Here is a 21,275-nt window from a genome sequence, read left to right on the forward strand (position 1 = left end):
CAACCTGGGCAGTTCACGCGTACCTACCTGAGCATCCGAACCCGTACGCCGACAGATGGGCGCGGAAGGCGGCGCTGTTGCCGTATGCCTCGTCCGCGGCGACCCAGCCTGCCGGCACCCCGGCGTCGAGGGCCGCGGTGATCATGTCCGCCGCCAACTCTGACCTGGTGGCGAACTCGATCTCGTCGGGCACGCCGGCGGCGTGGCAGCGGTCCCGGTCGTCGGTCCACGACGCTGGTAGATACACCCGTCGGTCGATCAGAGTGTGTCCGTCCCGGCCGGCGTAGCCCAGGAACACCCCGACCTGGCTGTTCTCGATTCGCCCGGCGGTGCCGGTGTACTGGCGCTGCACCCCAACCGTGTGGGTGCCCTTCTTCAGGTCGCCGGTCTCGTCGACGACCAGGACCGCGTCCGGACCGCCGAACCGGTCGGTGATCAGTTGCCGCAGGTCGTCGCGGACAGCCTCGGCGTCCCACACCGCCCGGTACAGCAGCCGCTGCATCGCAACCGGCCGGGCGTGCCCGGCCTGCTCGGCCAACTGCCAACACGTCTTGACCTCAAGATCGGACAGCAGCCCCGTCACAAACTCTCCCGCCACACGACGCGGCTCCACTCGCCCGAACCGGCCCGCGAAGCACCCCAGCACCCCGGCCAGCACCCGCTCCCACCGACCAACAGCTACGCTGTGGCACGCGGCCACCGCAAGATCTGATGTTGTGTCCACAACGCACAGACGATCACGCGGTGGCCGCCTCGCGTCCACCCCGGTTCACCAGCAAGATCTCAAACGGCGGCTGCCGTAGCTAGGAGCCCACCCGGCCCAACCAACGAGACTCCGTCGGCCTTGGCCCGCTCGACCAACTGCTGCGCGAACTCCACCTCCACCGACGTCGGTCCAGGAAGCTGAGCAACGTTCTTCTTGTCTGTCATGACGTGGTCCTTCCTGGACAGGATCAACGTCCTGTCCAACGGACCACACCCAGGTCAAACACGGAAATCTACGCAGTCCCGTTCCGGCGTCGCCCGGCGTTCGACCGCGCTCTGCCTGGGTGCTGCCGGGCGATGCGCACGCGCCGATGAAGGCGGCGAGGCGACGGCGGGATGCGGGGCAGCGGTGGTTTGAGCCGATGTGGTTGCCACGCCTCGTGACATGTCGGGTGGGAGCAAACCCTCCGGCTCGTCGTCCTTGCTCTGGACGCCTTTCGTTGCCTGTAGCGCAGCTTGGAGGTCGATGGCGTGCTTGCCGACGAAACGGATCATCGCGGCCTCGCCGGCGAGCATCAAACCGATGGTGATGCTGCTGTGTCCGCCGACGTGGTGGGCGAGCAGTGCTGCCCGCAGGTCTTCGAGCGGCGTGTCCCGGGCGTGGCGGTACATGGCCGCGCACGTTGGGCACAGCGCGAGGCGGTTTTCGCGTAGGTCGCGGGTGCTGTCCTTGACGAACTGGACTGCCTCGAAGTAGTAGTCGCCGCCGACCTTAAAGGGCATGGCGGAGGTGCACACTTGGCAGACCATGACGCCTTCGTCATTGGTGTACATCTGGGTCAGGTAGGCCCTTGCGGCGCTTTGAAGGCCCGGCACCTGGGTCTGGACGGTGCGCATGCGCTTTTCAGACCGGCGCTCAGGTGCATCCGCTGCCTTCGCGCCCGCGCGTCGGGCCCGCTGTTCCGGGTCGTCCGAGGCATCTTCCGGAAGTGTCAGGTTCTTTCGCTCGCGTAGCCAGGCCCGCATGCTTTCCGGGTCCGCCTGGTACGCCTCGGCGATCTCCAGCAGAACGTCGACGGATTCGAAGCCGAGTGCCTTGGCTTGCAGTTCGCGTTCGCGGCGTTCCTCAACGGCGATGGCCGCGTTCCTGCCGAAGCCGGCGTGTTGCAGCATCGGTGAGGCGTCGGGAACGACAAGGCCTTCCGCCAGCTCGTCGGCCGTGATGTCGGTAGGGAGCCGAAGGTTGCCATCGCTGTCGAGGACCCACGGTGTGTGGCGCAGGCTTTGCAGCAGTTGCGATTCGAGAGCGTAGCGAGGGCTGGTCATGTTCGCCTGGAACTCGGCCTCAGCGAAGGATGCCTTGGCGAGAACGACTGTCCGCCAAAGCGAGCGCAACAGGTTTTCGTCCTCGGTCGCGACGATTAGTTCGAAGTTGGGAATCTGCCAGTCCCGCGCGACCCGGCTATACGCCCGCTGCCTGCCTCGCGACCACGACTTCTGAAATTTCGGGTTGTCTGAGATGTCTGCGGGCCTGACCGAGAGCCCTCGCGTGACATCGAGGGAATCGGCGAGGCCTGTGACATCGAAGTTCTCAGACGCATACGCCGGGTCGAGCCGGCCGGGTGGGGTGCCCCGGTACTGATGCGATTGATAGAGGGCGGCGAGGCCGGTCGCGAGGAACGGCTGGTCAAGGTAGACGTCGCGGGGTGGTGCCCAGTAGCGTTCGCCGTCGCGCCCTACGGCGACGAGGAAGGCAAGGCCTTCGAATGCCTTCGCCTCGACGACGTCGTCGTCGAGCAGCCGCTTCAGCTGACGCAGGTCGTCGACGTGTCGTACGGTCACGGATGCGGGATGGAGGTCGTAGGTCTCGAACCGGGCCCGCAATTGGGCTCCGGCATCCCATGGCTGGACGTCGGCATGTTCATAGAAGTCGCGCAGGGCTCGCCGCGCACCCTTGGTCACGTCCTTCGTCGCCTCGTCGCCGCCATCGTCTGGAACCAGCAGCGAGTCCGGCACGAGGCCGTCAACGTGCAGGCCCGGCGCCGTCGGGAGGTAGGCTTCTTTGCCTGGCACGTGCCGGGTCGTGGCGCCGTCCCGAATGCGCAGTAGGGGTGCCTTGGCCAGCGTGAGGTTGTAGGGATGGCTCGCCTTGAGCCTGGCGGCGAGGGTGCCCAACGCGGTGTAGAACGCCCGGAGCCGCTCATCGGGCTTGGGTTCGATCCACTTCGTCCACCCCTGCCACGTCTCGTACTGCTTCTCGACGTACCAGGGCACCTTGCCAAGATCGAATTCGTATCGAGCGACGTTCTCGTATGCGCGAGCTGCTCGACCCAGCACGTGTGAAAGTTCGTAGGGGCCGAAGTCGATCGCATCGAGTGAGTCAAGGAACGCCCGTGCCCTACCCTCCCGGACCGGCATCCAGCCCTTGATGGCCTCGCGGTCATCAAGGTCGGCGAGACCGAGAAGGAAACGCACGTCCTTGACCGTGAGAGCTTCGCGAAGGCTGCGGTCCGACCTGAGTAGTTGCTTTCCCCGGGCATGTCCGCCGCCGGCGACCGGAGTGAGCGGTCCGTTGTCGAACGCCTCGATGATTCGCTCGCGCAGGACCTCGTACCGTGCCGGCAAATCATCGTCAGCGTTCGGGAGCGCACCGAGCAGGCCGTCGGTGAGCATGCCGGCATTTCGCATGACCGGCAGTGCTTGTGCGATGAGGGTGCCGATCCCGTCGATGAGAGCGTCGTTACCCGGATCGTCGCGGACACTGTCACGGGCGACGGTCGAGGCGAACGGGGCGTGGATGTGGAACCTCAGCCCCGACGTCTCCTTGACAGCGGGAAAGTAGATCGATACCTGGCCGTCGACCGGCGCCACCACATAGCCCTTGGACCGCTTCTTTGGCTTCTCCGCGGCCGGCACTTCGAGAGCGAACGCCGCCGCCACCGGGAAGGGGCGTCCGTCGATCTCGACGGCGCCGGCGATTCGGTACCATCGCGCTGGCCCAGCCATGTCGTGGGCGCTGGCGATCTCGATCACGTTGCCATCGATCGCATGCCGAGCAAGCCGCAGTGGTTCATCGCCGAACACGGAGCTGGTGATCGACATGATGTTGTTCAGGAACAGCAGTGTCGCCCCCGACAGCTCTCGCAGCGCGTGCGCGACTTCGGCCGCCGCTCGGTCCGCCGGCTTGTCGGGACGGTCGAACGGGAACCAGAACGTGGTCCACCCCGGCCGCCCGCTACCGGCTACGACGACGGGCACGAATAGATCGCGAATGGCGAACGAGTGCCTACCCGAGTGGATGACGGGTGTCTGTGTGTAGGCGAAGACAGCCTTGAATCCGACGCCGAACTTGCCGATGCTCGTCGCGTCGTCCGCTTTTGTCGATTGCCCGATGCTGGTGATCGACTCGATGTCACGAAGGTCGAACAGGCGGGCACCGTCGTGCTCGACAAGCAGGCCGTCACCCCGTAGTTCGAAAACCACCTGGCGGGCGCCGGCGTCCTCCGCGTTCTGCAGCAGCTCGTAAATGAAGTGGGCGTTGTCCGGGTAGAGGTCGGCGAGAAGCCGGCGCAGCCCTTCCTCGAAGCCGTTCTCACGCGCCGCCAACACATAGGCGCTGCGCCGCGCGGACAGTGCGTCGAACGTGGTCACGGTGCTTCGACCTCCAAGGCCACGGTTACCAGATGACGGGTGATGAGGTCGGCGCCGCTGACCGCACGTTCGTGCTTTGCGATGAGCCGGTCGAACCTGTCCCTGGCTGAGATCAGCTCGCTCTGGCGCATCTTCACGATTTTGGGTTCGCTCACCTTGTCGGCGTTTTCCTGAATGGCGCGAAGCTGCCGGTCTCGCTGCGCCCGTAGTGATGCCACCCGCTGGGCACCTGCGGCTCTCGCCCTAGTGACATGCTGCTCGCGGGCCACCTTCCATTCCCGCTGGTGCCGCTGCTCGAGCGCGTCCACGTCCAGCTCATGAGGGGCCATGCTCCCGTCACCGTCGACGGCAAGCGCCAGGAGGCTGTCCGCGGCGGCCTCGACAGCCGGATCCGTGCTGATGTAGCGGAGCGTGAGGCTGTCACGAGCGTCGAGTCTCGTCCAGGCGTGGACCGCGATCGGGTACCTGCCGGGTGGCACGACGTCGGAGCGAACCCGCAACGACGCCATCGGTGCGCCCGGCAGCGCCGCGTGTTGGGCGGCAAGTAGCACCAGTGGGTGAGTCGCGTTGAGCAGCTCCACGTCAGGCTCGTCGGCGGCCAGCTCGGGATCTGTGGTGACCCGTAGGACCGCCGGCTTGCGGCGCAGCTGCCTCTCCAGTCGGAGGTCGCCGCCGACTGCGGCATGGAGGTCGCCGCTCACGCGGGCTGCGGCGTCCTCGTCGAGGCGCACCACTGCGACCTTGCCGGGTCTCAGTGCCAGCCGGCGGCCCGGTAGGACGGCCTCAAGGTAGGCCCGGACGAGGTCGCCGATCTTCTCGTCGGAGAGCCACTCGCTGCTCGCCTCCGCGACCCGCGATTCGAACGACTCGGTGGTCAGCCCGAGCAGCACTCCCTGTTGGTCCTCGAGCCGCTCCAGCTCCTGGATGCGCGCCACCTCGTTGTCCGCGATCTGGCGTAGCCGTTCCTCCCGGTCGGCGTCGGAGAGAGACAGATCGTCCGCGATCCTGCGCAGCTCGGTTGTCAGGTCACCGAGGATCCTCTCGCTGCCTCCGAGTGCGCGGTGGAAGACGCCGATACGCAGTAGGCAACGGTCGTAGATCTCCGCCTCGACGGTCCCCTCGGTGAGGATGTTGATGATTGCGACGGACTCGCTCTGCTGCCCACGTCGGTCGATGCGGCCGATGCGCTGCTCGATGCGCATCGGATTCCACGGGATGTCGTAGTTCACCAGGGTGTTGCAGAACTGGTAGTCCAGGCCCTCGGTGCCGACCTCCGAGCAGAGCATCAAGTCGATCGCGTCAGGATTGCTGTTCGGCAGCTTGAAGCGCCGGCGCAGTGAATGCCGGTCCTCGTCCGGGACGGCCCCGTGGACCACACCTACTCGCACGCCCCACGCGCTTGCCTTTTCTTGGAGGTAGCGCAGCGTGTGACGGAAGGTGCTGAAGACCAGGACCTTGTTGTTCTCCTCCGCCTGCTTGTCGGTGACGAGTTGCCGGAGGACGTCGACCTTGGGGTCGGGAAGACCGTTGAGACCCTCGGCCAGCTGCCCGATGGCGCGGATCTCCGCCCGGAACTCACTCAGCGACGAGGGGACATCGTCCGGCGCGTCGTCACCGATCTCAGAGAACTCGACCTTGTCGAGCCGGTTCTCCAATACCTGCTCCACTAGCGGCGCCAGACCACTGATCGAGCTGGCCGCCTGACGCCGGAGCATGGACAACAGGAAGGCCACCGGCATGCCCGGCGTCTGGAGCTCGACGATGCGCCGTCCCAGATCGATGACCGCGTTGTAGACGACCTCCTGCTCGGGGGTGAAGGAGACGACTGGCGCGCTGGGCTTGCGCGTGGTGAACGTTCCGATGTCGCGCCGACGGGTTCGGCTGACGATGGAGGAGAAGGTGTTGAGCTCCTCAAGCGTGCGCACGACGCGCACACGTGCCCGCGCGTCCCCCGGGTCTTCGGTCAGCAATTCACGGACCAGTTCCACTCCCAGGTCCACCGCCGTCACGGCGCGTCCCCAGGTTGTGGAGAGCGCGCCGTCGAGGGCCCGCTGGGCCTCGTCCTGCCATCCGTCCTGCCCGCCGCGGGCGGCCTCGATGGCTTCGTAGAGGTAGTGGTTCGGCTCAAGCATCTGGGCGAAGTCACGCTCGGTCGGGACAAGGTCGTCGCGCAGCAGGTTTACCAGCGTGAACAGGTCCCGGCTCTGCGTCTGCAGCGGTGTAGCGGAGAGAAGCACGACCGCCTCGGCCGACCCGGTCAGGCGCTTCACGTTCTGGTAGGCGAAGGTGGCGCGGTTGCGGACATGGTGCGCCTCATCGACGATCACCAGGTCGAATCGCGGACCGGGGGTAAGATCAACAAGCCCGGCCTGCCGCAGTCGACCGTTGGCGTCATTGCCCACGAGCAGGCGCTCGTCGAGCAGTGAGTAGGGAACGATCGCCTTCGCGAACCGAGCCGGCCACTCCCCTTCGCGCAGGGCCTCCTCGATACAGAAGCGTAGGTCCGAGCCGTCAAGGTGCACGAAGTCCTCGTCAAACCGCTTGAGCTCGTTACGCCACTTCTCATCGACCACCAGCGGCTTCGGACAGATGATCAGAACCGAACGGACGCGGTGGCGTGCTTGAAGCTCCTTGAGAATGAGGCAAGCCTCGATCGTCTTGCCCACGCCGACGTCATCGGCGATGAGGATGCGTGGGCGGTCCGCCTGCACGATCTTCAGAACCGGTCGGAACTGGTAGGGCTCGTAGTCGATGCGCCCGACGTTGCGGGCGTGCAAGTAGCCGGTGTTTTTGTCCCGGATCAGTTCAGACGTCAGGCCGGCCCGCAGAACAACCGCGGAGATCATCTGTTCCTTCGAGTCCGGCAGCACCACCTCGATCTGGGAGCCGAAATAGCCATGCATCCGGTTGTCGTGAAACACGTCGTACCGAAGCACACCGCCGATCTCCCGGGAACCGGTGATCACGCCCATCACATCCCGCCGCGCAACGAGTCGCACCGTGGCTCCTGGGGCGAACTCCGTTGTCATGCAACTGATCCCTCCGCCAAATCGGACTCGGAGCCGTCGGCGTCGCCGTGGCGCACGGCTACGGGCGGGCCGGCGCCACCGCGACATCGTAGACCTGCTGAACCGACAGTTCGGCGTTGCCGCCTGTCTCGATGTACAGGTCGTGCTCGTTGGTCTCGCCCCCTTGGCGCAGGAGCAGGCGCGTGCCGGCGCCGATCGGGCGGACGGCGTCTGCGACGACTTGGTCGACTTGGGTCCACCGGTCGCCGTCGAGCCGCCACAGAGTGGGCGGTGCGGTGAATTCGTCGTCGTTCTCGTCGGTGCAGCGATGCGAGGTCAGGCTGGCGTGCAGGGCACCGTCCTGGTTCCACCACCAGTCGGAGACGGTCATCCACGCCTGTTCGCCCGGCGCGCTCTGCACGAACTTCGGAAGGCTGACTGTGGTGCCAGTCGATCCGTTCCAGAGCCAGTAGGTGAAGCTGACGCACCGCCCATCGTCGTCGGAAACCGTGACCACGAAACGGGCGCTGCCGTCCGGTCCAGAGCCGCCGACCGCCGACGATCCCACGATGAAGTGGTTCTCGGAGACCTTGCGCGGTGTGGGGTCGCCGAGTTTGACGGCGTAGAGCATATCCGGGCTGCTGTATTCGGGTGTGTCCTGGCCGGCCGGGATCAGCTGGGTGCGGACAAGCACGCTATCTCCGCCGCCCGCCATTACCTGTGTCACGCGCCGGCCGTCCGGCAGGGTCACGTCGAACGGCTGCGTTTCGTCGCCGGCCGCGACGTCGATGACGAGCGGCTCGTCGGTCTCGTCATCGAGGTAGGCGACCCGGTCTCCGCCGGCCGGCGCCGCGCTCGAGCAGCCGCATTCCACCCGTCGGAAGGCGCCGGTCCGGACGTCGACAATAGTGAGGAACCCGTCGTCGGTGGTGCTCAGGGAGAGCGCGACGACGAAGTCGCCGGTGCCCGTCCAGAAGATCGGGCCTGTGGAGAAATCGCCCGGTACCTTGACCGATTCACCGTCCTTGCGGTTGATGACCAGCCCGGAACTGGAGGTGTAGGCGTACGCGAGCGTTCCGGTGGGCGTGGGCGAAGCGGACATGGGGGTGCCCGGCTGCGCGACGGCTGGCGGGTCCGCGCTGTCCGTGCGCAGGGTGACGTACAGGACGACCCCGACGAGTACCAGCAGCACGGAGGCAGCGGCGACGACGGTCCAGCGCCAGCGGTTGATGGTCATGCCAGGCCCTCCAGTCCTTGGACAACGGCGGAACGTACGGGGTCTCCGAGCAGGCGGACCCGTGCGATCTGTCGCCACAGTTCACGCACTTCCGGGCCTGCGGCGGCCACGGAACGCACCACGGTCGATGTGTTGCTGCGATCGAGGTCGGCGGGGTCCGAGATGTCGGCGACGGTCACGGTGGTCATTTTCGTCGAGCCGATCGACCGGAGCGTGCCGGATCCGTCATCGCCGAGCGGGACCATGAGGTTCCGGCGATCGGACGACGGTCCAAAGTGAATGTGAAGAAGAAAGCCGGCGAGCCGGGGTGACGCTTTTAGGCGTATCCACGCCCCGGCCAGCACCTCAGTGTCGAGCAGGTCACCGAGAGCCGTGGGCCCACCCACCGGGTCCAACGTCTGCGGCAGCATGTCGCGCAAGTCGTGGGCTAGGTCGAGGTCGTCCGGCGCACGGCGGGGTGGGTCGTCGGGAGTGAAGAGGGTGTCGGATTCGGCGCCGAGCACGTCGCCGTCGAGCAGTCCGGCGACATCCGGTCCGGCGAGTCGGAGAACGGTACGCCAGGCGAGTCGGGTCTGCCGGTCCGCCGCAGCGGCGGTGGCCTCCCGGAGGGCGGTCGCGTCCCACACATCGACACGGTCGACGGGAATCGGTTCAGCGACGCGGATCGGGGTGCCGCGATCTGCGCCCAGAAGCACCGCGCGTACCTCGGGGGTTTCATCTCCGGGGAGCGGAAGCCGGCACGTCCGTAGCCGCCCCGCCGAGGTGTAGGTGACCGTGACAATGGCTGGCCCGGCCGTCGCCGGGTCAACGAGAACCTCGTGCCGGCGTCGAACCGGGTGGTAGGCCGTGCCGAAACGTAGGTCGCCGACTGTCGTCCAGGTCCACGACATGTCCGGAGTCGCCGTTTCGGCTGCGAGTGTGGCTCGGATCGGCGGAGGGCGTAGGTCTGTAGTGGACATGTCAGCGGCTGGTTCCAGCGAGATGAACGCGTCGTCGGGTATCCCGGTGACCGGGATCGCCACCGGTGCCGCGGGACCGGTGGCAGGGTACGTGACGGTCGGCATGGTGAGGTCGGCGGTGGCGGCGAACCCGGAGACCCGTTGCCAGGCCGCTTCCAGTTCGTCGTCGAATCGGGGCGTCACCGCCCGCACCGTCCGGACAGAATCGGCGAGCAGCCGCAGTCCTGCCGTCCACAGCGGAGGTGACTCCTCGCATGCCTGGATGAGCAGGCGACGCGCCGACGGGTCTTCCGGGTCCGCCAGGATGAGCGCCGCTGCCCGGACGATCAGCCAGTCCACGTCCTTGCCGAAGCCAGCCGATGAAGGCGCGGTCCGGCGGCCGAGCACATCCCAGTACGCCAGTGCGAGCCGGTCGGCCGGATCCACGCTGTCGGCCAGATGCTCGGCAATCAGCGCCGCGGCCTCGAGCCGGCCGAGTGTCAGGTACGTCATCAGGGCGTCGGCGCCGGGACTAGGGCCGGTGACCGCGACGGCCAGCGGCGAGAACCCGTCCTGCCGGCGCCGGACGACCGCATGTGCCGCGCCGTGCTCCGGAAGCACGGCGACCTGCCAGACGGTTTCCGGGCCACCGAACTGGACGGCGCGGGCGCCCCGGCTGCGAACGCGAATGTTGGTGCCGTCGCCGCTGGTCAGTACCGGCTGACGGATCGTCCGCCAAAGACCGCGTGGCCCGATGCGGGTCCACTGCCGTAGCCAGATCGCGTCTGCCGACGATGGTCGCAGCGGGCTGACCGGTCCGGTGAGCCCGGCCCGCACGAAATCGGCGGGATACCCCAGCAGACCCACGTCGATCCGGACATCGGCAGACGGTGTCAGCCGAGAGCTAAGGGTGTCGCCGCACGGGGTGTGGACCACCACGCCTGCATGGCCGGACGTCGGCCCATTCACGAACTGCCGGCGGCCTACGGCGACCGCAGTCGCGCTGATCCGGCGTAAGCTCCCGTCGAGAATCTCTACGACGACCGGAACCCCCTCGGCTGCGCGAACCGCCGAGGTTAGCGTCAGGCCGAATGCGGCCGACCCCGAAGCGGCGTACGTCATGGCAGCACCCGCAGGCGGATAGGTGACCCGGGGGGCAACACTTCGACCAGTCGCAGGGTGTCGGGATATTCCTTGCGTCCGAAGGTCGCCTCTAGACGATGGCTGCCGGCGGCGGACCGCACCGTCCACGGCGCGCCGTCAGACGGTGAGGACCCGAGGCGGTGAACATCAGCGTCCTCGAGCCGTTGGTAGGTGAGTTCAGCCGTGCGGTGCGCATCGGTCGGTGCGCAGGCGACGGTGAACTCCACCGGCGGCGCGCCGGCCAACCGCCACAGTTCGGCCTTGCCCCGCATGTCGTCCTGCCGGGTCGGCTGGTTATCGTCGCCGCGGAAGTCACGAACGAGGGTGTCGATCGCCGGTCCCAAGTCGGTCGTGTGCACCGCCCAGTCCTGGTAGACATTGCGGCTGGCGGCGCGTCCGGAGAACGCAGCCAGCAGGGCCCGGGTGAAGTACGAGACTTCGTTGCGCCGGCCTTCGGCCGTGATGCCGGGCGCGCTCGCCAAAACAGTGACGGTGCTGGAAGCGCCGCCGCCGACCGTGTTTACCGCCGCCGTCTCGAGCCCCTGTACCACCACGCGGTGCGACATCAGATACGGAGCCGTGCCCGCACACGAGTCGACGAAAAAACACTGTGTGCGGGGAAGGCCCTGCGTGCTGGCGTTGCGGGTCGACTCGAACTCGAACGCACCGGTCAACGGCGAGAACTCGTTGGCGCGGAAGTCGCTGGCGAGCAGAAGTCGCTGCGTGTCGAACTGCAGGCCGTGGCCGCAAAAGTAGAAGAGCGCGACGTTATCCGGATGAGTGGAGGCCCGCTGGCGCCAACGGGCGTATGCCTCGACGATATTGGCGATCGTCGGCTCCGTCGTGGCCGGAACCGCATCAGTGACATCCGGGTGGGGCGAGACGAGCAAGTCGACGCTGGCCAGCGGCACGGTCCACAGGTCAGGGTCGGCGGTGGTGCGCAGCCACTCCGCGACGGCCACTGCCGACACCGGAGCCGACGTCAACTGGCCCAGGCCGTAGAACTGGGTCGGATCGGGAATCTGCGGCCCGGTGCCGCCCGGCAGGTGCCGGTAGCCGCCGACTCCGATCACCAGCGCGTGCACGCCGGGTGTCGACGCCGGGTCCTCGACGTACATCAGGCGCCGCCTTCCAGACGGGCGCCGAGGCGCCGGAAAAAGCTCGGCCGGACGAAGTACGACGAATGCGCCTTGAGTAGCCCGTAGCCGGTGGAGTAGGCAAAGTCGTCGACGCCGCTGAACACGCCGGAAGCGGCGAAACTGAGGACGTCACACTCGTCGAACACGTTGAGCCAGCGACCGATCGAGGCGGGGCGCGGGCTGCGGTCCCGCGCGGCGACCGCCGGCGCGGCCACTGCCGGAAGTAGGTCGAGTTCGGCGAACAAGCCGACCTGCGAGCCGACGGTCACCAGTACGTCGCAGGACAGGTCCGGCCGAAGGTGAGACAGCAGGTCGAACACAATGTTGCCGCCCATGCTGTGCGCGACCACCACCACGTGCGGGTCGGCGTCTGTACGCGCGTCATGGGCCTGTCGCAGGTCGGCCGTGACTGTCGACGCGATCGGCCCGTCGGCGCCGCTTTGTTCCCGCTGCCGAAGGTAGGCCAGCACGTCACCCATGAACGTGGCGACGCCCGTGTGGACCCGGCGCCGCAGCACCGAGCCCGCGACCGCGGAGGTGAACCGTGGTCCGGCGGTCCGGATGCGGTCCAGCGCCTCGCGAAGCACTACGGTCGCCTCGCGAACGCCGAACGACTCTGTGTCGCCGGCCGCGGCATCGGCTCGCTCGACCGCCTCGACGATCCGGCCGAACAGCGCCGGATCGTTGCCCACATCGATCAAGTCGGTTGCCCTGACACCGTCGGCCCACCGCGATGCTTCGTAGGCGAAACCGGCCAGGGAATCGACGTCGGCTGAGTCGATCCACTCGACCTCGCTGGCAACCGTCCACAGAAGATCCACCGCGGCGGGCGCCGACATGCGCGCCGTAGCCAGCAGGGTGCGATCGGGAGGTGGGGGCTCCTCCCACGCGGTGAGCGCTGCCTCGGCGAGGACACCGTCACTGGACGTCGGATCGTCCGGCGCGCCGAAGGCCTCGACGTCCGGACCGGGAAGCGACGCGTGATCCCACCGGAACGTGGCTGCCTCGCTGCCCCAGTACGGGTTGAAGACCCGGGTCGACTTCGGGTCCAGTCCGAGCGTCGGCCCCAGGAAGCGGCGAAGCAGCGCGGTCCGTGCGGCGACCCGACGATCGTACGCCTTGCCTGTTCCGCGTCGGGTGCCAACCCCGTGGACGAAGACAATGGGCATCGAGGTGCCTCCGGGTCGTAGCGGTGGTCAACGGATCGGGGGGATCTGGTCGGCGGTGGTCGCCTTCCGGTCGTGCTCGCTCCATGTGCCGTCGGCGTTACGACGCAGAACGTAGGTCACCCAGTTGCTGGGGCAGCAGTTGGCGTCTGTCGCGTTGTACACTCCGGCCCAGATGTGCAGACCGTCGTCGTAGGGTTCGGCGCGCACATCGCTGAGGCTCAACTCGATGCGCCCCTCGGTGACGAGATTAAGCGCGATCCGCTCGCTCCAGCCGACCCGGTGATGCTCGATGGCCAAGGTCCGTTCGCCTCCACGGTCGCTCATCCCCCGGATCAGGATCCGCACGCCCGCCCACGTGTCGCTGGTTTGCAGCACGGGCACCCAACTCTTTCCGTCCGGAGCGCCACGGAAGAGCACCATGCGGTGCTTGTAGTTCTCCGGATCGGAGGGATCGGGCGTCCCGAAGGTCTTCGTCCACGCGTAGTCGTTCTCGCCGCCGAACAGGACGCCGCATTCACCGCTGCCGGTGATCAGCGGTCGGCACTCGTCGCTGACCCGGGGCACCGCCGCGCCGGTGGCGGTGACGAGCACACCGCCCGGCGTCGTGCCGTCCGGGCCGGCGGTTTGCGGCCCGGAGGCCGACGGCACCGGACGCGGCGGCAGTCCCGTGCACTGCTTCCTGTACTCGGCGGCGGGCTCGCCGCTGTACCGGCGTACCTCCGCCACGGTCAGTTCCCGTGCGCCGAGATCGCACGCCACACCGATCAGCGTCGCCTTGTCGACGGGCCAGGTCAGCGCCATAGATTCCCCTTCGGCACGATTGCCTCCTGCGATTGCGTACTGCGTTAGTGCCGGTTGCAGCGTCCCGGCCAGTATCCGGCCGGCCGGGTCCACGGCGATCCGGCTCACCGGCTGCCCTGCCGGCACCGTCGCAGTCACGGTCAGCGCGTCCGCGTCCAGCAGAGCCAACCCGTGGTCGACGGCCACCACCACGCGGCCGTGCACCGTCGCGGCCGCGATGTCACGGACCGTACCGCCGACCGTCACGGGATCGGTCAGCGGTTCCAGGTCCGCCGAGTACGCCCGCACCACGCCGTCGGCACCGCCAGCCACCACCCGGCCGGCGATAACGACGACCGCGGTGACACCGCCGCGGTTGGCCGGCGTGGTCGACATGCGGGACAGGTCGGCGAGCGGCGCCCGGACCAACGTCCCTACGTCGTCCCCAAAGTTCCGCCCACGGGTGCCGACGATCAACGTTTCCCCGCTGACGGCGAATGCGCTCGCAGCCCCTTGCCACAACCGGCTGGAGGTGAGAAACCGCCAACTGACCGGGTCCCAAAGTTGCACCATGCCCGATCCGCAGCCGACCGCGAACCGTGGCGGCCGTACAGGAAGGAAAGCGACGGCGGTCACCCCGCGGCAGCCGGACAGGAGATGCTCCTGATCCGGCACGTCGATCCGGCTGAAGTCTCCGCGGTCGAGGACGACGAGCGGTTCGACGGCTTCTTCCTCGGTGTTTCCAACCACGATCGTAGGAAGGTCGTCGGCCGGCGGCACCGCGAGGAGGTTTGGGACAGGCGAACGGATCGAGGTGTTCGGGGCACTGGTGGTGAGGCCGAGCGACGCCGACCGCTGTCCGTCCGGGTATCTGGTCAGGGAGTCGAACTGTAGGGTGAATACCGAACCGGCGGCGTCGATACCGACGTCGTCGACCTGGGACACACCCAGAGATGGTTCGGCGAGTGGACGGCGTTTGTCTTCCCAGACGTGGATCCGCCCACCCAGCGCGGGGGTCAGCAGACCCGCATCGTACAGCGACGCACCGGGGAGGGTTCCGTCCCTGATCGAGCGGATCCCAAACGAGTGGTGGTCGGCTTTGTCCTCCGACACGGTCGCGTGTTCCATCATTATCGTCCGTCGTTCCTGCCCGACGGCTAGCCGCGAGCCGTGGACCGTCAGGCTCCGGACCGACCCGAAGATTCCCGCTGTGGGAAAGGTGTCGGCCTCGTGACCGGCGTCGAGATCCCATGATTGCAGGCCCTGGTCGGTGCCGATGAGCAGAGCGCCTGCGGGTTGATGGTGCTTCGCGTACGCGCTGGCGTCCGGAACCAGAGCGAGAGCGCGGATAGGTCCCCGGTCAGGGACGTCGACAACCTTCGTCGTCGGCGTTCCGCGGGGCGTCGCGGCGAGCGGCCGGTAGTCGACAGCCAGCAGCCGGTTCGCGGCCGTTCCCGCGTAGAGGATGCCGCTACCTGGCGGACCGAAGGCCACCGCCGTGACGGCTGCAGGCCGCACCGGAAGCTTGGTGTGTGGACGGAGTTCAGTCAGCAGCGCGCCGGTCGACGCGTCAAGCAGGGTGATCCACCCCTCGTTGTCCCCGGCCGCGACAACGGTGCCGTCCGGGCTGTACGCCACCGACCACACCGTGCCGATATTGCGGTTCGTGCGTTGCACGACCGGTCCCGCGGTGATCCGTCCGTCGGCGATCGTCCAGAAGCCCGGTGCCTCGTCACCAGCAGTGATGAACGATGTCGGGATGACCGGACTGACCGCGATCTGGTTCACCGGGCCGTCGTGGGCCCGACCCTGACGGGTATGAACCGTCCGAGCTGACCGGTACGCACCGAACAGTCGCCCGTCTGCGGTCCCGCCGATCACAAGGTCCTGCCCGGCGGCAGAGGCGACGGCGGTGGCGGTGACGGTGACGGTGCGGTCGTTGCCGGTGACTTCGCCAGCGTAGCTGCCGTTGTACGCGACCTGCCCGAGAAGCGCCTGCAGGGCACCGGCCCGGGAGGAGTCGTTGGGCGCCTGCGCCACCGCCTGCGCGGCCAGCAGGCCCGCGAGCCCGGGTTCGACGTCGCCCTTCTCCCGTGCGGCGGCGATCAGGTTGGTGGTGACCTTTTCCTGCCGCTCGATGTCTCTCTGGTGATCGACGACCACAAAGACCGACGCGGCGGCGAACACGGCAACGACTGTCGTGACACCGGCGCCGATCGCAATTCGGCGGTGCTTTCGCGGCAACTCCGTGGCACGCCGGTGCGCCTCGGCGACGGTGGCGACCCGGTGCGGCTCGACCGCAGTCGGCGCGGTTCCGTCAAAATCACGGTTGGCCGCCGGCACGATCGGCGTCAACGCCTGCTGCCCGGCGACCGTCAGCTTCGCAGCCAGGCCGCCCACCGGGCCAATGCCACCGTGCGCATCAACGGCACCCGTCAACGCGACGCGTCCGCGCAGCCCGCGCACCCGGGTCACCCACTCCACGGGGCTGCGCGGAGGGTTCAGTCGCAGCCGTTGTGCGGTCAGAAGCACAGCGAACGCCGCGCCGGCGGAGTCGCCGGACATCTCGGCCACCGGCCGCCCGTCCGAGGGGTCGGTGGCAGTCAGTGTCCAGAGCAGGCACGGCATCACATCGGTCGGCCGGAACGTCGAGTGCCACGCGTGTGTCAGTGCGTCCCGGAACGCGGGATCCGCATGGAAGAAGCCCATCAACCGGGGATCGGGGAACAGGCCTGGTGGTCCGTCCGGGAGACAGGTGACTTCCAGCCGTCCGACCGCACCGGAAACCGTGGATCCACCAGGGTCGGCGTCGAAGAGAACGTGAGTGGCCACGGAGTATTCGGCCCGGTCAGGATCGTAGCCCCAACGACCAGCGATCAGCGCCACGAGAAGCGCCACCATCGTGCGTGCCGGGCCTGGCCGAAGCATAGCGAGTTGGCGCAGCGCGGCCGTCAGACCTGGATCGTTGTCGCGTTCCAACCGTTCCAGTCCGCCGTCGGGCGGCATATCGCGGGGGAGCGAACCGGCCTCGCGCCAGCGTCGGTACGCCATGCGCAGATCGTCCGTCACCCGGTCGGGGGCGATGCCGGACGCCGCGCGTACTGCGGCCAACTGCGCCGCCGCATCGTCGGCGAGCCTTCGCCCGTCGGACCTAAGCCGTGCTGTATTGATGAGTGCGGTTGCTTCCTCCGACGCCAGCCAGCCCCGGTCCTCGCGAAGGGCACCCGCACACACCTTCCACCACAACCGCCGGGAATCCGCGAACACCGCCGTCGGATCCGCATGTTGGTCCAGCAATAGCTGCCGCAGTTCGTGGCGAGGCTGAAACGGCTCAGCACCGATGGTGTCGGACATCGCTGCGAATGCTTCCAGCGTCGTCGAGGCGCGGACAAGAGCGCCGGACGAAGTCCGGCCGGTTGGTGGAAGCGGAAAGACGATCAGTCACCGAAGGGGGATGAATTTTCCGGCCTGCCGGTGGGTGTGCCTGAGTCGTGCGGGTACGCGCGGTTACGATTTCGACAGGGTGGCACACCCGAACGGATGACAAAGTTCGATGCGAGGGTGTTCATACAGCGGCGCGTTGTCGACGATCACCAGGTAGCCGTCCGCCGGCAGCCAGTGCAGGTCTCGGAGGCGATCGGACAGCGCGTTCCAGTTCCAGCCGAAGTAGCTGGGGAAAAGCAAGGCGTCCGAAAAGCCGTAGAAGACGTGGCCGGCATTCGCCATCCTCGTGCCGTCAAGGCGGGCGACCACGAATCTGCCGGACACGGGTAGCACCGCGGCCATCTCCACCAGAAGCCACGCGAGCAAACCACCAGCGGATCACTGGAGCAGTGCACGCTTCGCCCGTCATCCGGTCCACTTCGATCGACCTCATCCGCGGCAATCGCGGCCTCGTGCGCTCGCCCGCTCGACCTTTCCAGTCTTTCGGGAACGCAGAGAAGCAGGACAGGTGAACTGCTCGACAACCGGCTGAGGCCGGAGGCCTCTCGCTGGCACACTCTCTAGAGCATCCTAGGACGTGGAATTCTCGTGCACGCATAGGCAGGACCGACTCACGGCCATCGCGACTGCCAAACAGGCATCCAACTTCCGAGCGTCAGCGATCAAGCCGTCGACCGGCCGAAGCCACATCCCACTCCCCCGTTACCGCGGGATGAGCATCAACACCGCTCCGTCGTCGGAGACAGCGGTGACATCGTCGCCGGGCTCACGGCTCGCCACATCACGCTCCTGTGCGCGCTGGCCGGCTACTCGCCTCTGGGCCTCGATGACCCTGTCCGCGTCGCGGTCGGCAAGCGCTTCGTCCACCTCCGCGGCCAAGCCGAACACCACCTCCAACTCTCCGCCCGGCAGCGTGATCAGATTGCGGACGCCCACAACGTCCAGACCGCCACGGGTCTGGCGCTCGACCCGCTGCGGTCGTGCCCGCACATCCCGATCCAGGTTGGCCCGAAACACCGGAGGTGCCCACCGCCGAAACGCATAGTCGTTACCGGCGAAATCGGCGAGGCTGGCCCACGAAGCTTGCATCCCCGCCCCCACCAGGTCCTCCGCCGACAACGGCGCTCCCTCATCCATGTCGACGTGAACAATCCGCTCGAACGCCTCACGCTCAACGTGGACCTCCGCCGCGTCCCCGAACGGCTCCGGCAGCTTCACCGGATCAGTCGCCGACTCGTGGTGCCCACGGCGTCCGGGAGACAGCTCCAGCGCCCTGCAATACACCCAGTCGTCCGCCAAGACCGTACCGACGGCAAGCCCGGGAGGTTGGCGACTCTCGACAGCTACACCGCGCAACTGCACACAAGCCGACGCCAACTGGTCCAGGCCATACCTCCAGCCCTTGGTGCCTTTGCATTCGACCACCGCGTAGTGGTACCGGTCTTCGCTACCCGGGCTCTCCGCGATCAGGAGATAGTCCGGACGCCGTCGCCCCCGCTGCACGACGGATGAGGTAACCCCGCCGACCCTGATGACGCCACTGGACAGCGCAACGTCGATGTCGATGACACCGGTAGTCGTGGCGCCGGGCCAACGAGCGGCCATCCATTCCTGCGCCCGGTGCACGGCAAACCCGATGCCCAGTTCCTCGGAGGTGACCCTCCGCTGGTTCCCGACGATCCGCCGGCCCGCGGACGACAGACACAGATACCCGTCCGAGTCCGAATCGAACAAACCCAGGTACCGCAGCAGTGACCAGTGCCGGTGCGCCTCATACAGATCTGTCTGATATTGCGGCTTCGTCGCCACCGCCAGCCGAAGCAGTACATCCAACGGCCGCACCGCCGCCTCGCCATCGAGTGCGGGCACGTCCCGCACACCAAGGTCGTCATCGGCGTACGCCTGCACGTCAGCGCAGAGTTGGGCATCGCTAACGCCGAAGTACGTCCAAGGCTGGGCAACGATGTCGAGTGCTCGCCGTAGATCCACCCTTGGCATTCTGCCCATCGCCGACAACCGCCGGTGTTCCCCGCCGGCCCGGACGGCTCCGCGCCCCGCATCGGTGGATCGAGGCTGAGGTTTGCTCTGGCCGGTTGGGCAACCCAGAGGCGTCGTTTCGCTATGGTCGTCGGCGGCTTGACAATTCTATTGTGCTGGCATGTGGGTGAGTGCCAAGTCTGCGGGCTCGCGATTGGTCGTCTTGGTCGCGGCGACGAGCCTGGTGGCGACGCTCGCCGTCGGTTGCACCGGCCGAGAGGCTCCGAAGGCCGTCGGTGAGCACACGGCTCAGGCGCACGCTGGGTCCCCGACCGTGCTCTCGGTGGCGGGGGTGACGGTGAGGTTGCCCGAGGGTGCGGTGGTCGAGGGCACGGCCGCCAAGCTCACCGTCAGTGACGCCGATGGCCTGCCCGAGGTTCCGGACGGTATCAGCGTCATTGGCCACAGCGTCTCGGTGGAGGTGCCTGGCGGTATCGCCAAGCCTGCGACTGTCACCTTCCCGGCGTCTGCCGAGATCGCGGACCAATCCTTGCACCCGGTCGTCGTCTGGCAGGACAGCGCCGGCGGGTGGCGATGGGCGCCCACAACGTACGACGTGGACCAGCGCACCGTATCTGCAGAGGTGGACCACTTCTCGCTCGGGTTCCTCGGCGGCATCGACGTCAAGAAATGGGCAAGTGACCGCTGGAACTCGTTCCGCAACTACATCACTGGCCGAGCGGGGGTGGCCCAGCCGCGGTGTGGTGATGAAGCCGCAGCTCGCACCGGAGGCATCGAGGTCACCAGCGGCAGCGGAGATCGGGTCAAATGGTGTTTCGGCATCCACAGCGGACGCCGCGTGCTCAAGATCGCGAACAACACCCGGACGTACCTGCAGATGACCTATCCGGCGAGCTGGAAGGTCATAGACGGCGCGTCGGTGAGCTTCGATGCCGGCACGGCCGCCCGGGCGATCGGCGCGGCGGTGTCGATACCCCGGGGGACAGCGGCCCGCATCGTGGACGGCGGCGACACGTTGACCCTCGCCGTTCCCGCTGGCGCGTCGGGCCGGGTGACGACGGAGACGTCGGTCGTCGCGTGGCTGGTCTCCGGCATCGCCTTCGGTATTGAGACCTACGCAGCCGTCGCTAAGGCGGCCGGAAGCACCCTCGAAAAGGAAGCCAAGAGCGCCGTCGACCGGTTCGCCGTGCTGCTCGGCGCCACCGGTCAAGCTGCCTCCGAACTCGACGTACTCAAAAGCTGCCTTAAGGGCGGAAAGGGCCTCCTCAAACTCGATAGCGCCAAGGTGGCGTGGGACGTTCTCGAGCTCGCTTGGGGCTGTGTGCCGGCCTACATGAAGTCTCAGCTCGAAGACGTCAAGATTTTCGCCGTCGGCGTAATCTTGTCGATGGTCGGTTCGCTCGTCGGTGCCATCCTGACCGCCGTGCATCTTCTGGTCACTGGCGCCCGCGATCTCTGGGACCACATCGCGAGTCTCGGTGGGAAGAGCGACGCCATCTACAACATCACAATCGCCGATCCGTCTGTCTCCGAGCCAATGACGTCGGCGGCACTCGTCGCCTACATCAAGGCAGGCAAAAAGGCCAACACTTCGGCCTACGCCGAGGGTGCCTACGGACCGGATCAACCGTACTACCCCAGCCCCGGGAGGCTCCTCTTCACGACGCCGAGCGGCAACATGATGTGCGTACTCTCCGGGAGCAACAAGACAGACGCGGGCATCTCATGCTACATCGAAGACTTTTCGTTTAAGCTGCCGCCTAGGAATTGTGGAAACATCGCGTATGTGCCCAATATCATTGGCGTAAGTCGCAAGGATGGCCCGTCTCAAGGAATTTGCACTGGCGGGGTGCCGTTCCAATTCTACAGCAATAAAATTCCCTACGGCAGCTCAATCATTGACGGCCCTGTCGGGTGTCGGAGCGGACAGCCGTTTCTTGCGTGCGCCGATCTCACAACAGGTCAAGGATTTGTTGTCAACAGAAAAATGTTCCGCATGTACGGCAGATGATGAAAGGTGCGGCGTCGGCAGAACCAGGTACGCCGGCGCGGCCTCGTTGCCT

The 21,275-nt window shown here is 67.1% G+C and carries 11 protein-coding genes and 1 pseudogene; 1 reads left to right on the forward strand and 11 read right to left on the reverse strand.

What is annotated here, in order from left to right; translation table 11 throughout:
* Nucleotides 1–34 precede the first annotated feature (34 nt).
* The 11 genes and pseudogenes from Vgi01_RS25245 to Vgi01_RS25295 all read right to left on the reverse strand — a co-directional run.
* Nucleotides 35–643: pseudogene (locus tag Vgi01_RS25245) on the reverse strand (IS701 family transposase); the annotation flags it as partial.
* Nucleotides 644–783: 140 nt separating this feature from the next.
* Complete coding sequence (locus Vgi01_RS25250; RefSeq protein ID WP_204292711.1) at nt 784–930, reverse strand: hypothetical protein; 147 nt, start codon at nt 928–930, stop codon at nt 784–786.
* A gap of 54 nt (nt 931–984) precedes the next feature.
* A complete protein-coding gene (locus Vgi01_RS25255) occupies nt 985–4,356 on the reverse strand; it encodes a sacsin N-terminal ATP-binding-like domain-containing protein (RefSeq protein ID WP_204292712.1) in 3,372 nt (1,123 codons plus the stop codon).
* Nucleotides 4,353–7,385 carry a helicase-related protein gene (locus tag Vgi01_RS25260; protein WP_204292713.1) on the reverse strand — a complete coding sequence of 1,011 codons (3,033 nt, stop codon included), beginning with the start codon at nt 7,383–7,385 and terminating at the stop codon, nt 4,353–4,355. Before Vgi01_RS25260 ends, Vgi01_RS25255 begins: the two co-directional genes overlap by 4 nt.
* A gap of 58 nt (nt 7,386–7,443) precedes the next feature.
* Nucleotides 7,444–8,601, reverse strand: coding sequence for a hypothetical protein (locus Vgi01_RS25265; protein ID WP_204292714.1), 1,158 nt, complete (start codon nt 8,599–8,601; stop codon nt 7,444–7,446).
* Complete coding sequence (locus Vgi01_RS25270) at nt 8,598–10,406, reverse strand: hypothetical protein (RefSeq protein ID WP_204292715.1); 1,809 nt, start codon at nt 10,404–10,406, stop codon at nt 8,598–8,600. Before Vgi01_RS25270 ends, Vgi01_RS25265 begins: the two co-directional genes overlap by 4 nt.
* A 251-nt stretch (nt 10,407–10,657) precedes the next feature.
* Nucleotides 10,658–11,800 (reverse strand): caspase family protein, encoded by a 1,143-nt coding sequence (locus tag Vgi01_RS25275; protein ID WP_204292716.1) that lies wholly within the window; start codon nt 11,798–11,800, stop codon nt 10,658–10,660.
* Nucleotides 11,800–12,990 carry a lipase family protein gene (locus Vgi01_RS25280; protein ID WP_204292717.1) on the reverse strand — a complete coding sequence of 397 codons (1,191 nt, stop codon included), beginning with the start codon at nt 12,988–12,990 and terminating at the stop codon, nt 11,800–11,802. The genes Vgi01_RS25275 and Vgi01_RS25280 overlap by 1 nt, the downstream gene beginning before the upstream one ends.
* Before the next feature lie 27 nt (nt 12,991–13,017).
* Nucleotides 13,018–17,124 carry a WD40 repeat domain-containing protein gene (locus tag Vgi01_RS25285; RefSeq protein WP_204292718.1) on the reverse strand — a complete coding sequence of 1,369 codons (4,107 nt, stop codon included), beginning with the start codon at nt 17,122–17,124 and terminating at the stop codon, nt 13,018–13,020.
* Nucleotides 17,125–17,277: 153 nt separating this feature from the next.
* On the reverse strand, nt 17,278–17,556 hold the full coding sequence (locus tag Vgi01_RS25290) for a barstar family protein (RefSeq protein WP_204292761.1): 279 nt from the start codon (nt 17,554–17,556) through the stop codon (nt 17,278–17,280).
* Nucleotides 17,557–17,916: 360 nt separating this feature from the next.
* Complete coding sequence (locus tag Vgi01_RS25295; protein WP_204292719.1) at nt 17,917–19,203, reverse strand: hypothetical protein; 1,287 nt, start codon at nt 19,201–19,203, stop codon at nt 17,917–17,919.
* Nucleotides 19,204–19,372: 169 nt separating this feature from the next.
* On the opposite strand from Vgi01_RS25295, the gene Vgi01_RS25300 reads away from it, so the two are divergent.
* Entirely contained in the window at nt 19,373–21,223 is a 1,851-nt protein-coding gene (locus Vgi01_RS25300; RefSeq protein WP_204292720.1) for a hypothetical protein, read from the forward strand.
* The last annotated feature ends 52 nt before the right edge of the window (nt 21,224–21,275 follow it).

Origin of the sequence: Micromonospora gifhornensis, from assembly GCF_016863515.1 — a bacterium.
GTDB lineage: Bacteria > Actinomycetota > Actinomycetes > Mycobacteriales > Micromonosporaceae > Micromonospora > Micromonospora gifhornensis.